Origin of the sequence: Pseudomonas sp. EA_15y_Pfl1_P101 (assembly GCF_963970835.1) — a bacterium.
Classification (GTDB): domain Bacteria; phylum Pseudomonadota; class Gammaproteobacteria; order Pseudomonadales; family Pseudomonadaceae; genus Aquipseudomonas; species Aquipseudomonas tritici.
Genome location: NZ_CAXAPA010000011.1, coordinates 20,998 through 39,979, shown reverse-complemented (window position 1 = coordinate 39,979; position 18,982 = coordinate 20,998). Strand labels below are relative to the sequence as shown.

Sequence of the window (18,982 nt, the reverse complement as noted above, 5' to 3'; positions counted from 1 at the left end):
TTGGTTTACCCATCACGCATTATCACTGCGTCGACGCTGTAACGAAGGCACCAGGTACACCGGCACCGTAGACAACTGCAGCACCCGTGCAGCAGTGCGCCCCAACGGGGTGGCCGCCGCGATCGCGTGGCTATGACTGCCTACAATCAACAGGTCTACGGACAGTTTGCGCAGCTCGTCGAGTATCACCTCGCACGGGTCCCCCTGGATCACCCGCACCGAACGGATCAACTTCAGGTCTTGCTCCCCTTCCCCCAACTCCTCGCGAAAACTGTCCAGTACCCGCTGCTCAATCGTCGCCATCACCGTGGTCAGCCCCTGACTCTGCCACTCACTCAGGGCCTTCTCATCAAGGTAGCTCTGTAACACCGATTCGGCGAACAACCCGATGGGCTCGACCACATGGATCACATACAAATCTGCCTTGAACGTTCGGGCCAGCGCCAGCGCGTGCTGCATCACATAAGGTGCGTACAGACCAAGGTCCGTGGCGTACAGCATCGAACGAATCATAGAACCCCCCCGGAACTGCCAGGATGGCGGAGATGAAATGAGCTTAGCAGTGCCCGGGCGAATACGATTGGCTTAGATCTTCACCTCATTACTAATGCCATGGGGCACATGCCCGGTCGCTACAAACTCCCTGGCTTTCTCGCAATGCCCGGCCTGGTCATCGAAAAACACATCGGCAGCAAACGCCTCCAGAAACGCGGATTTTTGCAGGCCGCCGAGGAACAACGACTCGTCCAGGCGGATATCCCACTCACGCAAGGTGCGAATCACTCGCTCGTGCGACGGCGCCGAGCGCGCGGTGACCAAGGCCGTACGGATCGGGCAGGACTCATCGGAAAACTCGCGCTGCAGCAGGTTGAGCGCCGCCAAAAAACCCTTGAAAGGACCGCCGTGCAAAGGCCGGCGCGCCGACTCCCGCTCATTGGCCTGGAACGCTTCCAACCCACCAGCCTGGTAAACACGCTCCGACTCATCGGAAAACAACACGGCGTCACCGTCGAAGGCGATGCGCAGCTCTTCGCTGGAGGCACGGTTTGGACCGCCGGACAAAATCGTCGCCGCCGCAAAACCGGCATCCAAGGCACTGCGCACATCTTCAGCATGGGTCGACAGAAACAGATGGCAGCCAAACGCCGCCAAATAAGGATAAGGACTACGCCCGCCTACGAAAGCGGCGCGGGAAATATCCAGGCCGTAATGCTGGATCGAGTTGAATACGCGCAGGCCGGTATCGGCACTGTTGCGCGACACCAGCACCACTTCGACCCGGGCACGGCCCAGGCTGGCGTTGAGACTCAGCAGCTTCTTGACCAACGGAAAGGCATCGCCGGTTTCGAGGATTTCTTCCTCGTGTTCGATCTGGTATTTGCGGTAGGCCTCGACGCCCTGGGCGAGGTAGACCTTGTGGCTGTCGCTCAGGTCGAACAGGGCCCGCGACGAGATCGCCAGCACCAGCTTGTCGCCCAATTCCTTTGCCATGGTGTGTCCCCCGACTCAGCGGTTATGCCGATCAATAAAACTCAAGGCCTGGTACAGCGCCTGCATCCGCGGCAGTTCGCAACCGGCAGCTTTTGCCGCTGCGAGTGGCCGCGCATAGATCGCCGCCAGTTCCAGCGGGCGTTTGTGCACGTGGTCGTGGTACATGCTCGGCAGGTAGTCGACCATCGTTTCGGTCATGGCGAACATCTGCTCAGCGTAACTCTTGGGGATTTCATGGCCGCAGGCGTGGGCGCCTTGTACCACTTCGGCCATCAACGCCTGAATCAGCTCGCGGCTGGATTCATCCGCCATCATCGCCGTGGTGCCCGCGCCCAATAACACCGAGAGGCCGTTGTAGGGCACATTCCACACCAACTTATGCCAACGGGCCTGATGCACGTTCGCCATGGCCTGGGACTCGATACCCGCCTTGTGAAACAACGCGGCGCCGGCTTCGACGATCGCCTTTTGGCGGGCTTCATCATTGGCCGCCGAGCCACTGTGATAACCCAGGTTGACCCGGCCCAACGCCTGATGCTCGATAACGCCGGGGGCAGAACGATGCACGCCGATGTAGCACAGGCCGCCGAGCAAATGCAGCGATGCGGGCAGGTGCTCACGCAGGCTGTCTTCCACATCGAGGCCATTTTGCAGCAACACCACCTTGGCATCCGGCGCCGCAACCTGGGCGATGGTCGGGGCCAGGTCGACGTTGCCGGTGGACTTGGTGCCCACCAGAAGCCAGTCGCACGGTGGCATATCGGCAGCCCGGGCGTAGGCCTGCACCGGGTGCAGGTGCAAGGGGCCATGCACGCGGCTGTTAAGGTGAAGGCCGGTCTCGCTGACCGCTGCGTACTCACTGCGCAACAGGAAGTGCACATCAAAACCGGCGCGTGCCAGCATCAAACCGTAGAAACCACCGATGGCGCCGGTGCCGATGATGCCAATGCGGGTTGATTGTGCGGTCATGGCAGATCCTCTGGAGTGCGGGTAAGCGCATGTTTTATAGAGTCAGCAAGGTCAGAAGGTGTAAGACGCGTCTGTAATTGCCCGAGGAATTGACCCTCGCACACCACGAACAACGCCGGCAAATGAAAGATCTGGTAGCGTTCGACCGCACCGCCGTTGTGCCCGGCATCCACCCAGCACACCCGGTCCAGCGGCAACGTCCAGCCTGGTAATTGCTGGCGCGCCCAACGACAACTGGAACACCCTACGCTTGTGAACACGACAAGCGAAATACCTGGCAATCCCAGCAATTGCTGGTCAATATCCAGGTCGGTCAATTCCAGTTCCTTCACTATACTGCTGCTGCCGCCGTCAACTGGACGGTACTCGGAGTCCGTGTACATGGGTCGTTTTTTACCTCACCCTGATGATGTCGCTGTCGAGTTAATCCAACGCCCCTCTCCTGCCATCCCCCGCCAACGCCTGCACACTACCGGCCTGGGCGGTGTTGCCTGCCATTGGCCACGCGCCTGGCGCGAGGGCACGGCGGTTGATCTGCACATCCCTTCCCTGGGCGCCAGCGCGCGTTATCCAGGCTATGTGGCGTGGTGCCGCAAGGTGGAAAACGGCTACCGCGTCGGTGTCTCGTTTACCGATGAACATGCGCTGTTCGGTGCGCGAATGGGTGAGCAAGCATGCCGGATAGAGCGCTATTGCCGCCAGCACGACAACGCAGAACCCACCGCCCAGCAATTCGAAGCACTGGCCCGCGAGTGGGTATCGCGCCATGCCTGTGAGTTCTCCCATGAGGCGTTTGTGGCGCCAACGCTGGATTAAAGCGGGCTTTGCCCATTGTCGCGGGCCGGTGTTACGCGCTAAGGTTCCCTCCCCCTGCATCCAAATCATGCTGTGCTCCGCCGCACGGGGATGGCTGGCGGCCAGCACCCGTGACCCTGACGAGTAACACGATGGCTGATTTACCGATCAATGACCTAAACGTCGAATCCAACGAGACCCTGATCACACCTGATCAGCTCAAGCGCGAAATCCCTTTGAGCGACGCTGCCCTGCAGACCGTCACCAAGGGCCGCGAAGTCATCCGTGACATTCTCGACGGCACCGACCACCGCCTGTTCGTCGTCATCGGGCCCTGCTCGATCCATGACCTCAAGGCTGCCCACGAGTACGCCGAGCGCCTCAAAGTACTGGCGGCGGAAGTGTCAGACACCCTGTACCTGGTGATGCGCGTCTATTTCGAAAAACCGCGTACCACCGTCGGCTGGAAAGGCTTGATCAACGATCCGTACCTGGACGACTCGTTCAAGATCCAGGATGGCCTGCACATCGGTCGTCAATTGCTGCTGGACCTGGCTGAAATGGGCCTGCCCACCGCCACTGAAGCCCTGGACCCGATCTCCCCGCAGTACCTGCAGGACCTGATCAGCTGGTCGGCCATCGGCGCACGCACCACTGAATCCCAGACTCACCGAGAAATGGCGTCCGGCCTTTCCTCGGCCGTGGGCTTCAAGAACGGCACCGACGGTGGCCTGACCGTGGCGATCAACGCGCTGCAATCGGTCTCCAGCCCGCACCGCTTCCTGGGTATCAACCAGGAAGGTGGCGTGTCCATCGTCACCACCAAGGGCAACGCCTACGGCCACGTGGTGCTGCGCGGCGGCAACGGCAAGCCCAACTATGATTCGGTCAGCGTTGCGCTGTGCGAACAGGCGCTGAACAAGGCCAAGATCAAGCCGAACATCATGGTCGACTGCAGCCACGCCAACTCCAACAAGGACCCGGCCCTGCAACCGCTGGTGATGGAAAACGTCGCCAACCAGATCCTCGAAGGCAACCAATCAATCATCGGCCTGATGGTCGAGAGCCACCTGAACTGGGGTTGCCAGGCGATTCCAAAAGACCTGGCCGACTTGCAATATGGCGTTTCGATCACTGATGCCTGCATCGATTGGGCCGCCACTGAAAACACTCTGCGCAGCATGCACGCCAAGCTCAAGGACGTATTGCCGAAACGCAAACGCACCTGACACAACACTGCGCACACAAAAACGCCGGGCTGAGCCCGGCGTTTTTTATGGTGCTATTTGTGCCTTACAGCTTCGCGGCATGGCGCTGGTGGCGCTCCATGTAGCGTTCGACGTAGGAGCAGGACGGGATCACCGTATAGCCTGCCTGTTCGGCGAACTTCAAGGCTTCCTCGGTCAATGCCGCCGCAATACCACGACCCCGCAGTGCGTTGGGCACGAAGGTCCGATAGATATCCAGGGTCTGTTTGCCGAGGTCCATGTAGGTCAGATAGGCACGATAACCGTCCACATTGGTCTCGAACTGATGACCAGCCTGGTCATGGTGGATGGACAACGCCTCGCTCATCACTACTCCTCGCGGGTCTTGGTTTCTGACCCTACCTTACCGATGTTTTTCCGGCGAAGGAACATCTACGCCACCCCGTGCCGGTTCCGACAACGAGAAAACCCTGAGCGCTCACAACCAGCACGCAGGAAATAGTAGGCACCAATCCTGCGATTGCTCAAGGCGCACCTGCCATCCCCTGCCGCTGGTAGATATAGAAAGGGCCTCGATCAACCGATGATCGAAAGCCTGTACATTGCCGGCAGTTGAACCTTGAGACGAACAGGCGCTCTTAAAGTCACCTCTACATGCGCAAAAGATGCCGGGCAACGCAAAGCCGTGCTGAACGAAAGTGTCAGCTGTATATATAAATTTTCATCTATTTACAGCGCTTGACACATGCCGGCCGGCCTTTCCAGCCTGGATCCAATTGTCGCCTGATTGAAAAAAATTGGACGCTTTTTATACAAACCTTCAAAAGGTTAGCCAAAATAGATTCGGCACGAGAATTTTTTTTGCTTCTTGCGCTACGTCAGTTTACTTACTACAAGTAATGGGTAGTATGTACGCCGGCTATTAGCTCACTCTGGGCGAACTAGCCATCTAATAGAAAGTCCTTGAAGGGGAACACGATGAACAACGTTCTGAAATTCTCTGCTCTGGCTCTGGCCGCAGTTCTGGCTACCGGTTGCAGCAGCGTCTCCAAAGAAACCGAAGCTCGTCTGACTGCAACTGAAGACGCAGCAGCTCGCTCCCAGGCTCGTGCAGACGAAGCCTACCGTAAAGCTGATGAAGCGCTGGCTGCTGCTCAAAAAGCACAACAGACTGCTGACGAAGCTAACGAGCGCGCACTGCGTATGCTTGAAAAAGCTAGCCGCAAGTAATAATCCTTCGGGGTTGTTATCAAGCCGATCCATTTATGGGTCGGCTTTTTTATTGCCTGGTATGTGTATCTGAATAACGCGCAATAAAAAGCCCGCCGAGGCGCAAGGCCTTGACGGGCTTTTGAATGAACGCCTTATTGCTGCAGGTCGATCGGCGCGCTGGAGGCGATCGGTGCCGGGCCCGGCACACCGATTTCCGTCGGCAAACCGTCTTCCGCCGCGACGACGTCACGCACCTGATCCCAGTTCACTCGAAGTTGATTGGCCAAGTCTTCACGCTTGAGCAAGGCGTTGATCACCGCCGTGTGCTTGTCGACCACCGATGGCGTCCCGTCATCATTCAATGGCGTATGCGCTTCCAGATAGACCTTGCCGCCACTGCGACCGAACTTGTAGGCCTCGCTGATGATGCGCACCGACGTGCCCACCGGCACCATGCCGGCCATCTCCAGCACGTTGTTGTTGAACATACGGAAGCAGCCGTGACTGGTACGGGTGCCGATGCCGAACTTCGCGTTGGAGCCGTGGATCAGGTAACCCGGAGTACCCAGGGTGAACTTGAACGGGCCCAAGGGGTTGTCCGGGCCGGCCGGCACCACGTTGGGCAGCGGGTCACCGTTGGCGGCGTGCTCGGCCTTGATTGAGGCGGGCGGCGTCCAAGTCGGGTTCGGCGTTTTGGCAATGATGCTGGTATGGGCGATAGGCGAACCCCAGCCTTCACGACCAATGCCCAGCGGGAAGGTGTAGACCACGTTCTGGCCCTTGGGGTAGTAGTAGAGCCGGTACTCCGCCAGGTTGATCACAATACCTTCGCGCGGGCCCGGCGGCAGGATGAACCGCGTCGGCAGCACGATCTCGGTGCCCGCCCCCGGCAACCAGGCATCCACGCCCGGGTTCGCCGCGACCATCTCCGAATAGCCCAGGTCATAGGTGGTGCCCAGGTCGGCAAAGGTGTCCTCGTACTTGGCCTTGATCACTTGGACCTGACCGACGATGTCTTCACCCGGCGGTGGCAAGGGCAACTGCAAAGCTGACGCAGAACCGGCCGCACAGAGTGCGGCGAGAGACAGGCAGCAGGTGACGACGGAAAGGCGCGACAACATCCGGAAAATCCTTCGCAGAACGACGGGAGATAAAGATAGATTGTATACGTGAAGCGCGCTTCTAGCTGCCCCTTACAGCTCGAAACGCAGCTCCGGCCAGATCGGCGGCGTGCCACGCTTCTGGGATTCCAGGATCGCACGACACAACGGGCACAGGCGCTGGTCCTGGAAGATCGAGCGATCAACCCGCGACCAACGCGGTTGCGCCGGCAGCAGCGTGCCGCACAGGGTACGATCGATGGTGCCGCCCAGTTCCAGTTGACGCGTCACCAGATGCACCCGCACTTCCTGGCAGGCGAACAGATCCAGCTGCTCGTCCGGCTCGATCAGTTGGTAATTAAACAGGGACCAGGCAGGACGCGACATCAGGGGCTCCAAATCGGGGGGGCGCCACCTTAGCCGAAAGCCTGCCGGTAGAAAAGCGTCAAAGCAGCGGTTTTAGCGTCGGCCAGACATTTTCCAGCAACTTGCCCTGGGCGCCGACGGCCGGGTGCAGTTGATCGGCCTGCATCAGCTCCGGGTGCCCACCCACGCCTTCGAGGAAAAACGGCACCAGCGGGACGTTTTTTTCCTTGGCCAGTGCGCCAAAGACTTCGGCAAATGCCGTGGTGTAGCGCGGGCCATAGTTGGGCGGTAATTGCATCCCCAACAACAACACCTTGGCACCACCGGCCTTGGACTGGTCAATCATCGACGCAAGATTTTGTTTCAATTGCGCCGGGGGTTGTCCACGCAATCCATCATTGCCGCCCAACTCGATCACCACCACGTCTGGCTTATGCTCTGCAAGCGCCGCCGGCAGCCGCGCCAAGCCCCCGGCACTGGTATCCCCGCTGATGGAGGCGTTGATCACTTTATCGTCGAAACCTTCCTGCTTGAGCCGTTGCTCCAGCAGGGCAACCCACCCCTTGCGGGTATCCAGGCCGAAACCGGCACTGATACTATCGCCAACGATCAGGACTGTACCCGCCGCTGCGTTCTGGGCCATGCACATCAAGGCCAGGCCAGCACTCAAAAACCACATTCGCATCGGATTCTCCATGGGCGCAAGCATTCTCACCGCGCGGAACCTTAGCAAAGTGGTTCCCAGCGCGGAAGGTGAACTGACTATCCTGCACGAACTGAGCCTGGAACTGAACAAGGGCGATAGCCTGGCTATCGTCGGCAGCTCCGGTTCCGGCAAATCTACCCTCCTCGGCCTGCTGGCCGGCCTCGACCTGCCCAGCAGCGGCGAAGTCACCCTCGCCGGGCAAGCCTTGAGCACTCTCGACGAAGACCAGCGCGCGCGCATCCGTGCCGAGCACGTAGGGTTCGTGTTCCAGTCCTTCCAACTGCTCGACAGCCTCAACGCGCTGGAGAACGTCATGCTGCCGTTGGAACTGGACGGCCGCAAAGACGCCCGCGAGCGCGCCCGGCACCTGCTCGAACGTGTCGGCCTGGGCCAGCGCCTGACCCACTCACCACGCCAACTCTCAGGTGGCGAGCAACAACGCGTGGCGATTGCCCGCGCCTTTGCCGCCGAACCGGACGTACTGTTTGCCGACGAACCTACCGGCAACCTCGACAGCCACACCGGCGAGCGCATCAGCGACCTGCTGTTCGAACTCAATAAAGAGAGCGGCACGACCCTGGTGCTGGTCACCCACGACGAGCGCCTGGCCCACCGTTGCCGACGCCTGATCCGCCTTGAAGCCGGCCTGATGGTCGCGCCCCTGGAGCCTTGATGGCACGTTTGCCGCTGTTGCGCCTATTCAGCCTTGCCATGCGCCAATTGCTGCGCGATGCCCGCGCGGGCGAATTGCGTGTGTTGTTCTTCGCCCTGTTGGTGGCCGTGGCCGCCAGTACCGCCATCGGCTACTTCGGCGCTCGCCTCAATGGCGCCATGCTGTTGCGCGCCACCGAGTTTCTGGGCGCCGACCTGGTGCTGGAAGGCAGCTCGCCGGCCCGCCCCGAGCAAATCCAGTCCGGCACCGAACTGGGCCTCGATCACGCTCGCGTCGTGGAGTTCTCCAGCGTTATAGCCACTGATAACGGCATCCAGCTCTCCAGCATCAAGGCGGTCAACGAGCAGTACCCGCTGCGCGGCGAACTGAAAAGCGCTGCTGCGCCCTTCGGCGAGGAGACCCCTGGCGGCGGGCCCAAACCCGGGGAAGCCTGGGTTGAAGCCCGGCTGCTGACAGCACTGGACCTCAAGGTCGGCGACAGCATTGATGTGGGCATGAAAACCCTGCGCCTGGCCCGCGTGCTCACCTATGAGCCGGACCGCGCCGGCAACTTCTACAGCCTTACGCCCAGGGTGATGATCAACCTGGCGGACCTGGACGCCACCGGCGTCGTCCAGCCCGGCAGCCGCGTCAGCTATCGCGAACTGTGGCGCGGGCCACAGGGCAGCACGGTACTGCAAACCTATCGTGACCTGGTCAAGCCAGGACTCGCCGCCAACCAGCGGCTGCAGGATTCACGGGACGGCAACCAACAGATCGGCGGCGCGCTGGGCAAGGCCGAACGCTACCTGAACATGGCCAGCCTGGTCGCGGTGCTGCTGGCCGGTGTGGCCGTGGCGCTGTCGGCCAATCGCTTCGCCACCCGGCGCTTTGACGCCAGTGCCTTGCTGCGCTGCCTGGGATTGTCACGGCGCGAAGCCATGTTGCTGTTCAGTCTGCAACTGAGCGTACTGGGGCTGCTGGCAAGCCTGACCGGCGCCCTGCTCGGCTGGCTGGCGCAGTTTGGCCTGTTCTACTTTCTCCATGACCTGCTGCCGGCGGACGTTCCTCCCGGCGGGCTGTTACCGGCAATTGCGGGCATCGGCACCGGCCTGGTCGCCCTCGCCGGTTTCGCCCTGCCGCCCTTGGCCGCCCTGGGTCGTGTGCCGCCACTAAGGGTATTGCGTCGCGACCTGCTGCCGATTCCTTCCAGCACCTGGATGGTCTACGGCGCAGCATTGTTTGCATTGGGCCTTATCATGTGGCGCCTGAGCCTCGACCTGGTGCTGACCTTCGCCCTGCTGGGCGGTGGCGTGGTGGCTGCGCTGGTCCTCGGCGGCTTGCTCCTGCTGCTGTTGCAAAGCCTGCGCCGCCTGCTGGCACGCGCCTCCCTGCCGTGGCGCCTGGGCCTGGGCCAATTGCTGCGCCACCCGTTGGCGGCGGCCGGTCAATCCCTGGCGTTTGGCCTGATCCTGCTGTCCATGGGCTTGATCGCCCTGCTGCGTGGCGAGTTGCTCGACACCTGGCAAAACCAGCTGCCTAAGGATGCGCCCAACTATTTCGCGTTGAATATCCTGCCGGCCGACAAGGAGGCCTTTGGCGCCCGCCTGCTGGAACTGCAAGCGCAATCCGCGCCGCTTTATCCGGTGGTGCCGGGTCGCCTGATCAGTATCAACGGTGAACCGGTACAGGAAATCGTCAGCAAGGACTCAAGCGGCGATCGTGCGGTACAACGCGACCTGAGCCTGACCTGGGCTGCCGACCTGCCACCGGGTAATGCCCTGACGGCGGGCTCATGGTGGTCACAGCAGCCCACCGATGAAATCCCTGGCGTCTCCGTAGAAGCCAAGGTAGCGGAAAGCCTCAAGCTCAAGCTCAATGACCACTTGGTGTTCACGGTGGGCGGCGAAAATCGTGAAGCGCGGGTGACCAGCCTGCGGACCATCAACTGGGATAACTTCCAGCCCAACTTCTTCATGATTTTCCAGCCAGGCACCTTGAAGGACCTGCCGACCACCTACCTGACCAGCTTCTACCTGGCACCCGGGCATGACCAGCAAATCGTCGACCTGTCCCGGGCGTTCCCGGCGGTAACCATCCTGCAGGTCGAGGCGCTGCTGGAGCAGTTGCGCAGCATCCTCGCCCAAGTGACCCTGGCGGTGGAGTACGTGCTGCTGTTTGTCCTGGCAGCGGGGATGGCGGTGTTGTTCTCGGGCCTGCAGGCCACGCTGGACGAACGTATCCGCCAAGGCGCGCTATTACGCGCACTGGGCGCCGAACGCAAGCTGCTGGTCAAGGCCAGGCGTATCGAGTTCGGCTTGCTGGGTGCTGTCAGTGGGCTGTTGGCGGCACTGGGGACTGAACTGGTGACCTTTGTGCTGTACCGCTATGCATTTGACCTGGCCTGGCAGCCTCACCCATGGTTGTTGTTGCTGCCGGTGATTGGCGCCGTGCTGATCGGCGGTGCGGGTGTGTTTGGCACCCGCCGTGCACTGAACGCAAGCCCGCTGACTGTGTTGCGCGAAGGTTGAAGCGCCGTGTGGGAGCGCTTTAGCAACGCGGCGAAGGGATCACCGCGCGGTCTTTGCCAGACCGCAGCGCCGGCATCGCAGCCTCGCTAAAGCTCGACAGCTCCCACATTTGATCTCTGGTGTTTTCGCAGCCCCGCTCACTTCACATACTCGATCCCGGTGATCCACCAGCACACTTCACCACTCGGGGTCTGCACGAGGGCCTCGTCGTCTACTTCCTTGCGCAGCAGCGCACGGGCCATGGGTGAGTCGATGGAGATGTAGTCCATCCGATCATAGATCTCGTCATAGCCGACGATACGAAAACGCTTGGTCTCACCCTGTTCGTTTTCGATGTCCACCCAGGCGCCAAAAAATACCTTGCCCTCCTGCTCGGGCATGTACTCCACCACACGCATGTCTTCCAGGCGCTTGCGCAGGTAGCGCACGCGACGGTCGATCTCGCGCAGCAACTTCTTGTTGTACTGGTAATCGGCATTTTCGCTGCGGTCCCCCAACGAGGCCGCCCACGTTACTTTGCGCGTGGTGTCGGGGCGCTTCTCACGCCAGAGGTAATCCAGCTCCTTCTTCAGCGCTTCATGGCCTTCTTTGGTAATCAGCTTGGTACTCAAACGCTTGCATCCCCAGGCAATGTCCATAGGTGCCGATACGCCTGGGTTTCAGCCCCGGCGTTGGCTGGCTGGCGTTGATGATAAATGAACCCGGGAAAGTAGCCAGGCCAGTCTAGCTATCCAACGCCCGATCCAGCTCAAGCAGCATGCCTCTCAGGCTTTGCCGCAGGCCCGCCACCTGCGACGTCATCACCTTCAGGGCTTCGGTCCTCTGGCTGACCGCTAGCGACTGATCATGCAATTGAGCGGTGCGTTGTTCCAGTTCTCGAACCTTCTCGTCCAACTGGCTTTGCCCCTGCTGCAACCGCGCCTGCCATTGCTCAAGTGCCGTCTCCTGCTCGATTGCCGCGAGTTTTTGCTGGGTCAGCTCCTGGGCGACACGGGCAAGGTTGGTCAACGTACTGTCCACCTCGAACAACGTACTGTGGTCAGTTGACGCAGGGGGTTGCGGTTGTGCCGGTGCAACGGGTGCACGTGGGATTGCAGGTGGCGGCGGCGCCATGATCACGGGCGTTTCGACGGAAGCTGGCAGTGGCTCCTCAACCAGATGCTCATGCATCGGCCGGGGTGGCTCTGAGGGGCCCGCCCCTTTGGCCGGGGAGCTCATTTGCGACGAAAAACGAATGGACGGCACGATCAATGAAGCACTTTCGATAGCCGGCAGTGTCGAGGCCGACATGCCCAGGGTGATCACTTTCATCACCAGCGCTTTCTTGATAATCACCGAGTGATGATCCTCGGGCCTGGCGGGCGGCAGCTTGCAACCTTTCAAATCGACAAAATGATAGGGCTCCTGAGTCTCAGTAACGCCGCCCGCCTTAACCCCCGAAGCGGCCAATGTCAGTATTTGCTTAAAAACATGTAAGGCCACCTGCAAGTCTTCCTTGGACTCGACCCCGCCCAGGAAATACCGGTCAAGTTTCTTACGCAAGGCCGCGATATAGACCCTGGAACTTCCCGGCTCTACCTCCTCATCCAAACTGTAAACAAGAAAGTTGGAGGCCGTCTGACCTACAGCAAACCCACAGAGCAGTGCACCGTTAACCGGGGCATCTTGACCGTCGCGTTCAAGCACAAGGGTACGTAGCAGCATCATGGCATTCAGGCCTCATTATGCGGGGCAGAAAGTTTACATAAACAACAAATAAACATTCGAAAATTGGACACTTTTAAACACAACACATTGTTTCAGTGGCTTGACTGCCTCGCACGTAGGACTTGTCTTATTAATAGTTATCGGCGTTCCCAAAAACGGTCATTACCCGTACCCTTTTTTCACGCCCCCTACGTCATGCCAAACTTATTCGGTACAAAAATGATCGAAATAAGCAATCTGACAAAACACACGGGTAACACAACTCTAATCAGCGACTTTTCATTTAGCGCCCATCCACAAGAATGCCTGGGTTTATTCGGAGAGGATCATACGGTCAAAACAGCCCTGCTCAATCTAATAGCCGGTTCGACGCAGCCGTCCAGCGGTTATATAAATATCCAGGGCTTCAATACTCAAAGCCATGCACTTAAAGCGAGAAAACTCGTCGGCTACCAACTGTCAAAAGACCTCGGCCATCCAACAATGTCCGTCAACACATTCCTTGGCTTCATCGCGGCCGTGCGCGGCCTCCACGGCGCCGAAAAGCGCGCACGGTTGGAACACGTTGTTGCAAGACTGGAACTGTTTCCGGTGCTCAATGCCCCCCTCGACGCGCTCTCCATTGCCTGGAAACGCAAAGTCGCTATTGCCCAAGCCATCCTGCATGGTCCAGCCCTGTTACTGCTGGATGAGCCAACGGAAGGGTTCGCACCTGATCAGAAACATACATTCAGGGCGCTTATCCAATCACTGACGCAAGAAATGACAGTGATCATCGCCTCTCGTCACTGCGATGAATTGTCCGAATGGTGTACACGCGCGTTGGTCATAGCCGGCGGTCGCCTGGTGGCCGATACCCCACTGCCCGATCTACAGCGCGGCTCCCGTCACTTCCAGGCCGTCACACTTGCTGCCGACACACCATTGGATCTACTGGCCCTCGCCGTACTGCCAGGCGTGGCAGGCATCGAGGAGCATCGGCACGCACCCGGCACGGTGACCGTTCTCGCCATGCCGGGGCACACCATCTATCCCCATATCAGCACGCTGATTGCCAGTCGTCGCTGGAAAATCAACTCACTGAACCTGGAACCAGGTCGCCTCAATGATGTAGTCCACCAACTGAGCCAGGAGGCGTCGCTTTGAAACTATTGCCCATCATATTAAAGCGTCAACTTGCCAGCTTTGCCTGCACACCCAGTATTTACCTGAGCATTGCGATCTTCCTGATACTGTCAGTGACGTTGGGCATGGACATAAGCTCGTGGCCGGAACAAAACGACAGCGACTTGCAGGTCTTTTTCCAGTTCCACCCCTGGCTGTACTTACTGTTGATTCCCGCCCTGGCCACGCAACTATGGTCGGATGAGGCCAATGCAGGTTTTTTCGGCCTGATGAAAACCATGCCCATCACGACACTTGAATGGGTTATCGGGAAATTCCTAGCCGCTTGGTTCGTCGCAGGCACCACGCTGCTCCTGATGTTTCCTCTCGTCATCATTGCCAACTACTTGGGCAGGGCAGACAACAGCGTTATCGCTTCACAATTTTTGTCGAGTTGGCTGCTCGCGGGCAGCTACCTGTCCGCCGGTTGCTTTATTTGCACACTTGTATGCCAGCGCACTGTCATTTTCGTACTGACCCTTGTCTTGCTGCTAACAGCCAGTGGGCTCTCTACTGTATTGGATGCGCTTGAGCATCAAGCCCCGATAGGATTGATCGACAGCCTGGCCACCCTCAGCCCTGCTTTACGATTCAGCAGTATCGATGATGGAAAACTTACACTTCGCGACACGCTTTACTTCATTAGCATGATCCTCGCCTTTCTCGCTGCGGCGACCGTCACACTCAACTACAAACACAGCTGAGAAGGGAAACCCTTAATGCGGTCCACTCTGCGCACCGGCATGACACTCACCGTCACCTTGTTGCTTTTTCTGGCGTTCAATCTGGTTTGGATAGGTAAACTTCCTGATATTCAGTGGGATTTTTCTCAACAAAAAGTTCACACTTTATCGTCTTCAGCACAACATCTAGCTTCCACATTGGAAAGCCCCGTCGACCTGTATTACTTCAACTCGAACAACGCCCCTAAAAGAAGCAACGCCGTGCAACGCTACAGCAAGCGTATTGAGGAACTGCTCAAGGCGTACGAAAAAACCGCCAATGGCATGATTAACCTGCACCTTATTAAACCTGCACCTTTTTCCGAGGACGCCTACAAAGCGCGGCTATCCGGACTCGACCACACCGCTGGGTTTCTCGGCCTTATCGGCACCCGCGCCGGTCACAGTGTGCGCCGTATTGGTTCCTTCAGCCTCGACCGGGAGCCTTTGCTCGAGTATGAAATCAGCCACCTGCTCTATAAGTTGCAGCACCCGGAGCGCCCGGTCGTTGCACTGCTGTCGGGGCTGGCGATGGACGAAGCTGCAGGTCGGCTGTTGCAGGATCTACGACGTGAATTTGATCTGGTCAACCTGGAGTCGACTGCCGCGCACGTCCCCGAGCGCATAAAAACGCTGATGGTTGTGCACCCACAGGCGTTATCTGAGCGAACCCTGTATGGGATTGAACAATTTGTATTGAAGGGCGGCAGATTGATGATGTTTATTGATCCCTTGAGCGAGCAACGCTCGACCGCAGCCCCTGCGAACACTCGCCTGGACCAATTACTGGCTGCCTGGGGTATCCAGATGCCAGCGGACAAGCTGCTGGCCGACGACCTCTATACGCCTTGGGAAACGCCAGGGGCGCCCACTCAGGTCCGATTGAATCTGCCTCGGCAGGCGATGAACACAAACGATATCAGCACATGGAACCTCAACAGGGTGACGGTATCGAGCAGTGGTGCCCTCTCACGACTGAGTAAAAGTCGCACGACCTTCACCCCTCTCCTGCACAGCTCCGAGCAATCGGTGCTGCTGGATGCCAATAGTTTCACACGCGCAACCACGGTCGACTCATTGATTGAACAGGCATCGGGCCAAGCGCGACGTCATGTGATAGCCGCACGTATCGAGGGGCCGAGCTATTCTGTCTTTCCAGATGGCCTCAAGGGGCAACCGCCCGGTGTGCAGAAAGCAGCGCAGATACAGGTCGTGGTCATTGCTGACACGGACTTGCTTACGGACAAGGTCAGCAATTCGGCACCTGACAGCAACGCGTTGTTTGTCTTGAATACATTGGACAACCTGTCCGCCCCCGACACACTCGCCGCAATCCGCCCTCGCGTGCCGCAGGACCGGGAGCCGACAGTGCTGGAGCGCATGCGCGAGGTCGCGAAGCACGCCTATCGCGCGAAGGCCAGCGACCTGGAACGACGCCTGCAACGAACGGAGCAGAAATGGCAACGGCTGAACCCGTGGTCCACTGCCCTCGGCACCCAGGCGGTGGACACCACCACCCAGTTGCAAGCCCTCAACAAGGAACGCCTGCGCTTGCCCATGGAGCTGCATGCCTTACAACGCGAAGCCTATGCCCAGGTGCGTGACCTGGAACTGGCGATAAAACTGGTCGTGACCTTTGCCATTCCGCTGACGTTATGCCTGATCGCCTGGGGGGTCTTCCGGGGTCATCGCCGTCGTCGGCTGCACGCTGGCAGCCTGATTCACTGAACGATTAACGTCGGGCGATCAGCCCTTGTCGAGCGATGCGGGTCAATTGGCGGATGACTTCTTCGGCGTCGCCGGCGCTGGGGGCCTGGATGACAGCGAGGTCAAAGCTGTTGCTGGCAAAACGCGCAAGGGAATCGCCATCTTCGACAAACTGGATCAGGAACGCTGAGGGTCGGCCAGTGCGGCGCGGCCAGCCATCCAAGTAACGCAAGAGCGTAGGCTGGTGCTTGCCGCCAAGGAGAATTTTAGGATTGCGTTGAGTGAGGTCCGCGGTGATCGGGGCCAGGCGTATCAGGGGGCGTAGTGCATTCATCGTGTCGTGTCTCTGCCTCAAAAGTCTGCGGGCAGGTGAGAGGCAACACCGAACCAGCGCTTTAGCGGAATTTCAAAGCATGGAACATGCTTCTGTCGGGACCGATAACGATCACCCATGGCGCCCCGCAATTAGCTGTTTAAATCGGCGCATGAACGGCATCCTAGAGAAGCCGATGGGGCGGTGTCAACAATCCCGAGCAACGAAAAGGCCCGCACATGGCGGGCCGATTCAAGGTTTTGCAGAACGATCAGTTGGCGATAGCGCGGTCGGCAGACAGTTTGCCCGCACCTTCCAACAACACCGCCAGGGTGCCGCCGAGCAAGGCCAGTGCGAACTCATAACCGTTGTTGGCCATGAACAGACCGTTATGGATGTGCACCGAGAAGATCGCCACCAGCGTCAGGATGGTCAAGCCGAGTGCCGCCGGACGCGCCAGCAGACCAACGATCAGTGCCAGGCCAGCGAAGAACTCGGTACCACCCGACAGCAGCGCCATCAGCGTACCCGGCGCCAGGCCGATGCTTTCCATCCACTGGGCAGTGCCCGCCAGGCCATAGCCGCCAAACCAGCCAAAGAGTTTTTGCGAACCGTGGGCGGCGAAGATAATGCCGACAATAATACGCAGGATGGTCAGGCCGTAACCGGCACGGGTGGACAGGACGCTTTTGATCAGTGGGCTCATGGTGATAATCCTTTTCAAAGTAGGGGTTGGTTGGCCGCTATATTAATCAGTTTAAACAATGATAAAAGCCGAAAAAATGCCTGATTAATATCGATGAAATCGATTACTTCCGTGAAATGATTTTCGGCGCTGGCGGTTCCAGGGACTCCCGCTCCCGATCGAACGCCAAATAGTACTTGTTGACGCTATTAACATAGCTGACGCCGCCCATGCCTACTTGCTCCATGGCAATGCGTTCAACCTGGAAGAACCACTGGTTGGGGTTGAGCCCCCGGCGCTTGGCCTCTGTGCGCATGCCCTGCACCCGCTCTGGCCCCATGTTGTACGCCGCCAGCACAAAGGCCATCCGCTCGCGCTCGTTGAGCTTGGGGCTGGCGAAGAACTTGCGGCGGATCATCGCCAGGTAGCGCGCACCCGCCTGCACATTATTGTCGAGACTTTCGATATTGTTGATCCCCACGCGCTGCGCTGCCGAGGGCGTGATCTGCATCAGGCCGGTGGGCCCGCCGCTGTTGCGTGCGCCAGGGTCAAGTGCGGATTCCTTGAAGGCCAGCGCGGCAAGGTTCAACCAATCCATGCCCTGCTCGCGGGCATGTTTTTGCAACACCGGGCGCAATTTTTCCAGGCGCTGGCGGTCGGCGCGGGCCAGCGGATTACGTACTTGGTAGAGGCGACGGTAGATGCGTTGAAACGCCACATCCTGGTCTGCGGGGGTTCGATAGGTCTTGAGGAAGCGATCAATGCTGGCCCGCAGCATCGAGGCATCCTGGCGCACAAACCAATACTCGTCGCCCGGCTCGCTGATGACCACCTGTTTATCGAAACGCAACTTGGGCAGGATCTTCGACCAGCGCTCGGCAATCGGCTTTTCGACAATGGTCAGGTGGAAAATGCCAGCCTGGACCATCTCCAGCACATCCTCCACCGCCAGGGTCGGGTCAACCCACTCCACCTTGATGGGTGGTTGCTTGTGCAGGGCCAGTTTCTGATTAACCTGGCTGATGGCGTCCGCCGCCGCACTCCCGGTGGTCAGCGCCAGGGTGCGTCCGGACAGCTGCTCAACCTTGGTAAACCGCCGCTCGCCTTTCACACCCACCAGCCATAGCGGCACACCGCTGGCAATCGGATCGCTGGTGCTGATCTTGTGCGCAGCCTTGACATCCAGCAGCTCACCGGGCGCCACCAGGTCACCTTCACCACGGGCCAGCGCGCCGAGCAACTGGTCCTTGGCCTTGGGAATGATCTTGAGGTTGATTTCCTGGCCGTTACGAGCATGGCCATTGAGGTATTGCTCGAAGGCGCGCAAACGATGGTATTCCACACCGATGGCCTGACCCTGAACCTCGCCGGAACTGTTACGGCTCTGGTTGACCAATACACGCAGGGTGCGGCTGGAGCGGATCTGCGCCAGGTCGCGCACTTTGCCGGGCTTGGTCACTTCCAGCGGCCCGTCCAGACGCGCAACCGCGGCCATGGGCAGCAGCAGCGTCAGGCACAACATAAGCAACGCCGAGGGTCGGATCATCCGCTCTCCGGAAAAGAATACTGGCCAACATCCTCGCGAAAAACGAGGCGGTGGGGTCAGAAACAGAGCGCTTTAAGCGCAGGCTTTGCGCGCAACGGTGGCACAGGG

At 59.3% G+C, this 18,982-nt stretch carries 21 protein-coding genes; 8 read left to right on the top strand and 13 right to left on the bottom strand.

What is annotated here, in order from left to right:
• Window positions 1-12 precede the first annotated feature (12 nt).
• The 4 genes from AACY36_RS18110 to AACY36_RS18095 all read right to left on the bottom strand — a co-directional run bounded on the left by AACY36_RS18110 (window position 13) and on the right by AACY36_RS18095 (window position 2,843).
• Window positions 13-513, bottom strand: coding sequence for a universal stress protein (locus tag AACY36_RS18110; protein ID WP_339414777.1), 501 nt, complete (start codon window positions 511-513; stop codon window positions 13-15).
• Window positions 514-585: 72 nt separating this feature from the next.
• Window positions 586-1,491, bottom strand: coding sequence for a 5'-nucleotidase (locus tag AACY36_RS18105; protein WP_339414778.1), 906 nt, complete (start codon window positions 1,489-1,491; stop codon window positions 586-588).
• Window positions 1,492-1,506: 15 nt separating this feature from the next.
• Window positions 1,507-2,460, bottom strand: coding sequence for a putative 2-dehydropantoate 2-reductase (locus AACY36_RS18100; RefSeq protein ID WP_339414779.1), 954 nt, complete (start codon window positions 2,458-2,460; stop codon window positions 1,507-1,509).
• Window positions 2,457-2,843 carry a thioredoxin gene (locus AACY36_RS18095; RefSeq protein WP_339414780.1) on the bottom strand — a complete coding sequence of 129 codons (387 nt, stop codon included), beginning with the start codon at window positions 2,841-2,843 and terminating at the stop codon, window positions 2,457-2,459. Before AACY36_RS18095 ends, AACY36_RS18100 begins: the two co-directional genes overlap by 4 nt.
• On the opposite strand from AACY36_RS18095, the gene AACY36_RS18090 reads away from it, so the two are divergent.
• Window positions 2,842-3,276, top strand: a complete 435-nt coding sequence (locus AACY36_RS18090; RefSeq protein ID WP_339414781.1) for a PilZ domain-containing protein — start codon at window positions 2,842-2,844, stop codon at window positions 3,274-3,276. The genes AACY36_RS18095 and AACY36_RS18090 overlap by 2 nt on opposite strands.
• Window positions 3,277-3,407: 131 nt before the next feature.
• The gene (locus tag AACY36_RS18085) at window positions 3,408-4,484 is read left to right on the top strand and encodes a 3-deoxy-7-phosphoheptulonate synthase (RefSeq protein ID WP_016975370.1); all 1,077 of its coding nucleotides are present in this window, start codon (window positions 3,408-3,410) and stop codon (window positions 4,482-4,484) included.
• 64 nt (window positions 4,485-4,548) lie between these two features.
• Here the strand turns inward: AACY36_RS18085 and AACY36_RS18080 are convergent, their stop codons facing one another.
• Window positions 4,549-4,830 carry a GNAT family N-acetyltransferase gene (locus tag AACY36_RS18080; RefSeq protein ID WP_339414782.1) on the bottom strand — a complete coding sequence of 94 codons (282 nt, stop codon included), beginning with the start codon at window positions 4,828-4,830 and terminating at the stop codon, window positions 4,549-4,551.
• Window positions 4,831-5,441: 611 nt separating this feature from the next.
• Here AACY36_RS18080 and oprI point away from each other — a divergent pair.
• Complete coding sequence (oprI, locus tag AACY36_RS18075; protein ID WP_003172710.1) at window positions 5,442-5,693, top strand: outer membrane lipoprotei OprI; 252 nt, start codon at window positions 5,442-5,444, stop codon at window positions 5,691-5,693.
• A 134-nt stretch (window positions 5,694-5,827) separates the two neighbouring features.
• On the opposite strand, the gene AACY36_RS18070 is transcribed toward oprI, so the two are convergent.
• From AACY36_RS18070 to AACY36_RS18060, 3 genes are all read right to left on the bottom strand, one after another.
• Complete coding sequence (locus tag AACY36_RS18070) at window positions 5,828-6,796, bottom strand: L,D-transpeptidase family protein (RefSeq protein WP_339437445.1); 969 nt, start codon at window positions 6,794-6,796, stop codon at window positions 5,828-5,830.
• A 72-nt stretch (window positions 6,797-6,868) separates the two neighbouring features.
• Window positions 6,869-7,162 carry a hypothetical protein gene (locus tag AACY36_RS18065; protein ID WP_065872740.1) on the bottom strand — a complete coding sequence of 98 codons (294 nt, stop codon included), beginning with the start codon at window positions 7,160-7,162 and terminating at the stop codon, window positions 6,869-6,871.
• Between the two features lie 58 nt (window positions 7,163-7,220).
• Complete coding sequence (locus AACY36_RS18060; protein WP_339414784.1) at window positions 7,221-7,826, bottom strand: arylesterase; 606 nt, start codon at window positions 7,824-7,826, stop codon at window positions 7,221-7,223.
• A 10-nt stretch (window positions 7,827-7,836) separates the two neighbouring features.
• Here AACY36_RS18060 and AACY36_RS18055 point away from each other — a divergent pair, with 10 nt between their 5' ends.
• Window positions 7,837-8,520, top strand: a complete 684-nt coding sequence (locus AACY36_RS18055; protein WP_005786391.1) for an ABC transporter ATP-binding protein — start codon at window positions 7,837-7,839, stop codon at window positions 8,518-8,520.
• Entirely contained in the window at window positions 8,520-11,030 is a 2,511-nt protein-coding gene (locus AACY36_RS18050; RefSeq protein ID WP_339437443.1) for an ABC transporter permease, read from the top strand. Before AACY36_RS18055 ends, AACY36_RS18050 begins: the two co-directional genes overlap by 1 nt.
• A gap of 137 nt (window positions 11,031-11,167) precedes the next feature.
• On the opposite strand, the gene greB is transcribed toward AACY36_RS18050, so the two are convergent.
• Window positions 11,168-11,641: a transcription elongation factor GreB gene (greB, locus tag AACY36_RS18045; protein ID WP_192298729.1), complete on the bottom strand. Its 474-nt coding sequence runs from the start codon at window positions 11,639-11,641 to the stop codon at window positions 11,168-11,170.
• 112 nt (window positions 11,642-11,753) lie between these two features.
• Window positions 11,754-12,737, bottom strand: a complete 984-nt coding sequence (locus tag AACY36_RS18040; RefSeq protein ID WP_339437442.1) for a hypothetical protein — start codon at window positions 12,735-12,737, stop codon at window positions 11,754-11,756.
• A gap of 219 nt (window positions 12,738-12,956) precedes the next feature.
• Here AACY36_RS18040 and AACY36_RS18035 point away from each other — a divergent pair, with 219 nt between their 5' ends.
• The 3 genes from AACY36_RS18035 to AACY36_RS18025 are packed head-to-tail and all read left to right on the top strand — an operon-like array spanning window position 12,957 to window position 16,351.
• Window positions 12,957-13,883 (top strand): ABC transporter ATP-binding protein, encoded by a 927-nt coding sequence (locus AACY36_RS18035; RefSeq protein ID WP_339414787.1) that lies wholly within the window; start codon window positions 12,957-12,959, stop codon window positions 13,881-13,883.
• The gene (locus AACY36_RS18030) at window positions 13,880-14,605 is read left to right on the top strand and encodes an ABC transporter permease (protein WP_339427777.1); all 726 of its coding nucleotides are present in this window, start codon (window positions 13,880-13,882) and stop codon (window positions 14,603-14,605) included. Before AACY36_RS18035 ends, AACY36_RS18030 begins: the two co-directional genes overlap by 4 nt.
• A gap of 15 nt (window positions 14,606-14,620) precedes the next feature.
• On the top strand, window positions 14,621-16,351 hold the full coding sequence (locus AACY36_RS18025) for a Gldg family protein (protein WP_339427776.1): 1,731 nt from the start codon (window positions 14,621-14,623) through the stop codon (window positions 16,349-16,351).
• Between the two features lie 4 nt (window positions 16,352-16,355).
• Here AACY36_RS18025 and AACY36_RS18020 read toward each other — a convergent pair whose 3' ends face one another.
• The 3 genes from AACY36_RS18020 to AACY36_RS18010 form a co-directional block, all read right to left on the bottom strand.
• Window positions 16,356-16,664: a hypothetical protein gene (locus AACY36_RS18020; RefSeq protein ID WP_056857201.1), complete on the bottom strand. Its 309-nt coding sequence runs from the start codon at window positions 16,662-16,664 to the stop codon at window positions 16,356-16,358.
• Between the two features lie 250 nt (window positions 16,665-16,914).
• Window positions 16,915-17,349 (bottom strand): DoxX family protein, encoded by a 435-nt coding sequence (locus AACY36_RS18015; RefSeq protein ID WP_339414790.1) that lies wholly within the window; start codon window positions 17,347-17,349, stop codon window positions 16,915-16,917.
• 103 nt (window positions 17,350-17,452) lie between these two features.
• Window positions 17,453-18,874, bottom strand: coding sequence for a transglycosylase SLT domain-containing protein (locus AACY36_RS18010; RefSeq protein WP_339427775.1), 1,422 nt, complete (start codon window positions 18,872-18,874; stop codon window positions 17,453-17,455).
• Window positions 18,875-18,982: the final 108 nt, after the last annotated feature.

Bases quoted from the DNA above. Each gene is read 5' to 3' on its own strand.
- AACY36_RS18095 (WP_339414780.1), bottom strand. From the start codon at position 2,843: ATGTACACGGACTCCGAGTACCGTCCAGTTGACGGCGGCAGCAGCAGT.
- AACY36_RS18080 (WP_339414782.1), bottom strand. From the start codon at position 4,830: ATGAGCGAGGCGTTGTCCATCCACCATGACCAGGCTGGTCATCAGTTC.
- AACY36_RS18105 (WP_339414778.1), bottom strand. From the start codon at position 1,491: ATGGCAAAGGAATTGGGCGACAAGCTGGTGCTGGCGATCTCGTCGCGG.
- AACY36_RS18065 (WP_065872740.1), bottom strand. From the start codon at position 7,162: ATGTCGCGTCCTGCCTGGTCCCTGTTTAATTACCAACTGATCGAGCCG.
- AACY36_RS18010 (WP_339427775.1), bottom strand. From the start codon at position 18,874: ATGATCCGACCCTCGGCGTTGCTTATGTTGTGCCTGACGCTGCTGCTG.
- AACY36_RS18070 (WP_339437445.1), bottom strand. From the start codon at position 6,796: ATGTTGTCGCGCCTTTCCGTCGTCACCTGCTGCCTGTCTCTCGCCGCA.
- AACY36_RS18090 (WP_339414781.1), top strand. From the start codon at position 2,842: ATGGGTCGTTTTTTACCTCACCCTGATGATGTCGCTGTCGAGTTAATC.
- AACY36_RS18100 (WP_339414779.1), bottom strand. From the start codon at position 2,460: ATGACCGCACAATCAACCCGCATTGGCATCATCGGCACCGGCGCCATC.
- AACY36_RS18050 (WP_339437443.1), top strand. From the start codon at position 8,520: ATGGCACGTTTGCCGCTGTTGCGCCTATTCAGCCTTGCCATGCGCCAA.
- AACY36_RS18015 (WP_339414790.1), bottom strand. From the start codon at position 17,349: ATGAGCCCACTGATCAAAAGCGTCCTGTCCACCCGTGCCGGTTACGGC.
- AACY36_RS18110 (WP_339414777.1), bottom strand. From the start codon at position 513: ATGATTCGTTCGATGCTGTACGCCACGGACCTTGGTCTGTACGCACCT.
- AACY36_RS18035 (WP_339414787.1), top strand. From the start codon at position 12,957: ATGATCGAAATAAGCAATCTGACAAAACACACGGGTAACACAACTCTA.
- AACY36_RS18025 (WP_339427776.1), top strand. From the start codon at position 14,621: ATGCGGTCCACTCTGCGCACCGGCATGACACTCACCGTCACCTTGTTG.
- AACY36_RS18060 (WP_339414784.1), bottom strand. From the start codon at position 7,826: ATGCGAATGTGGTTTTTGAGTGCTGGCCTGGCCTTGATGTGCATGGCC.
- AACY36_RS18020 (WP_056857201.1), bottom strand. From the start codon at position 16,664: ATGAATGCACTACGCCCCCTGATACGCCTGGCCCCGATCACCGCGGAC.
- AACY36_RS18055 (WP_005786391.1), top strand. From the start codon at position 7,837: ATGGGCGCAAGCATTCTCACCGCGCGGAACCTTAGCAAAGTGGTTCCC.
- oprI (WP_003172710.1), top strand. From the start codon at position 5,442: ATGAACAACGTTCTGAAATTCTCTGCTCTGGCTCTGGCCGCAGTTCTG.
- AACY36_RS18085 (WP_016975370.1), top strand. From the start codon at position 3,408: ATGGCTGATTTACCGATCAATGACCTAAACGTCGAATCCAACGAGACC.
- AACY36_RS18040 (WP_339437442.1), bottom strand. From the start codon at position 12,737: ATGATGCTGCTACGTACCCTTGTGCTTGAACGCGACGGTCAAGATGCC.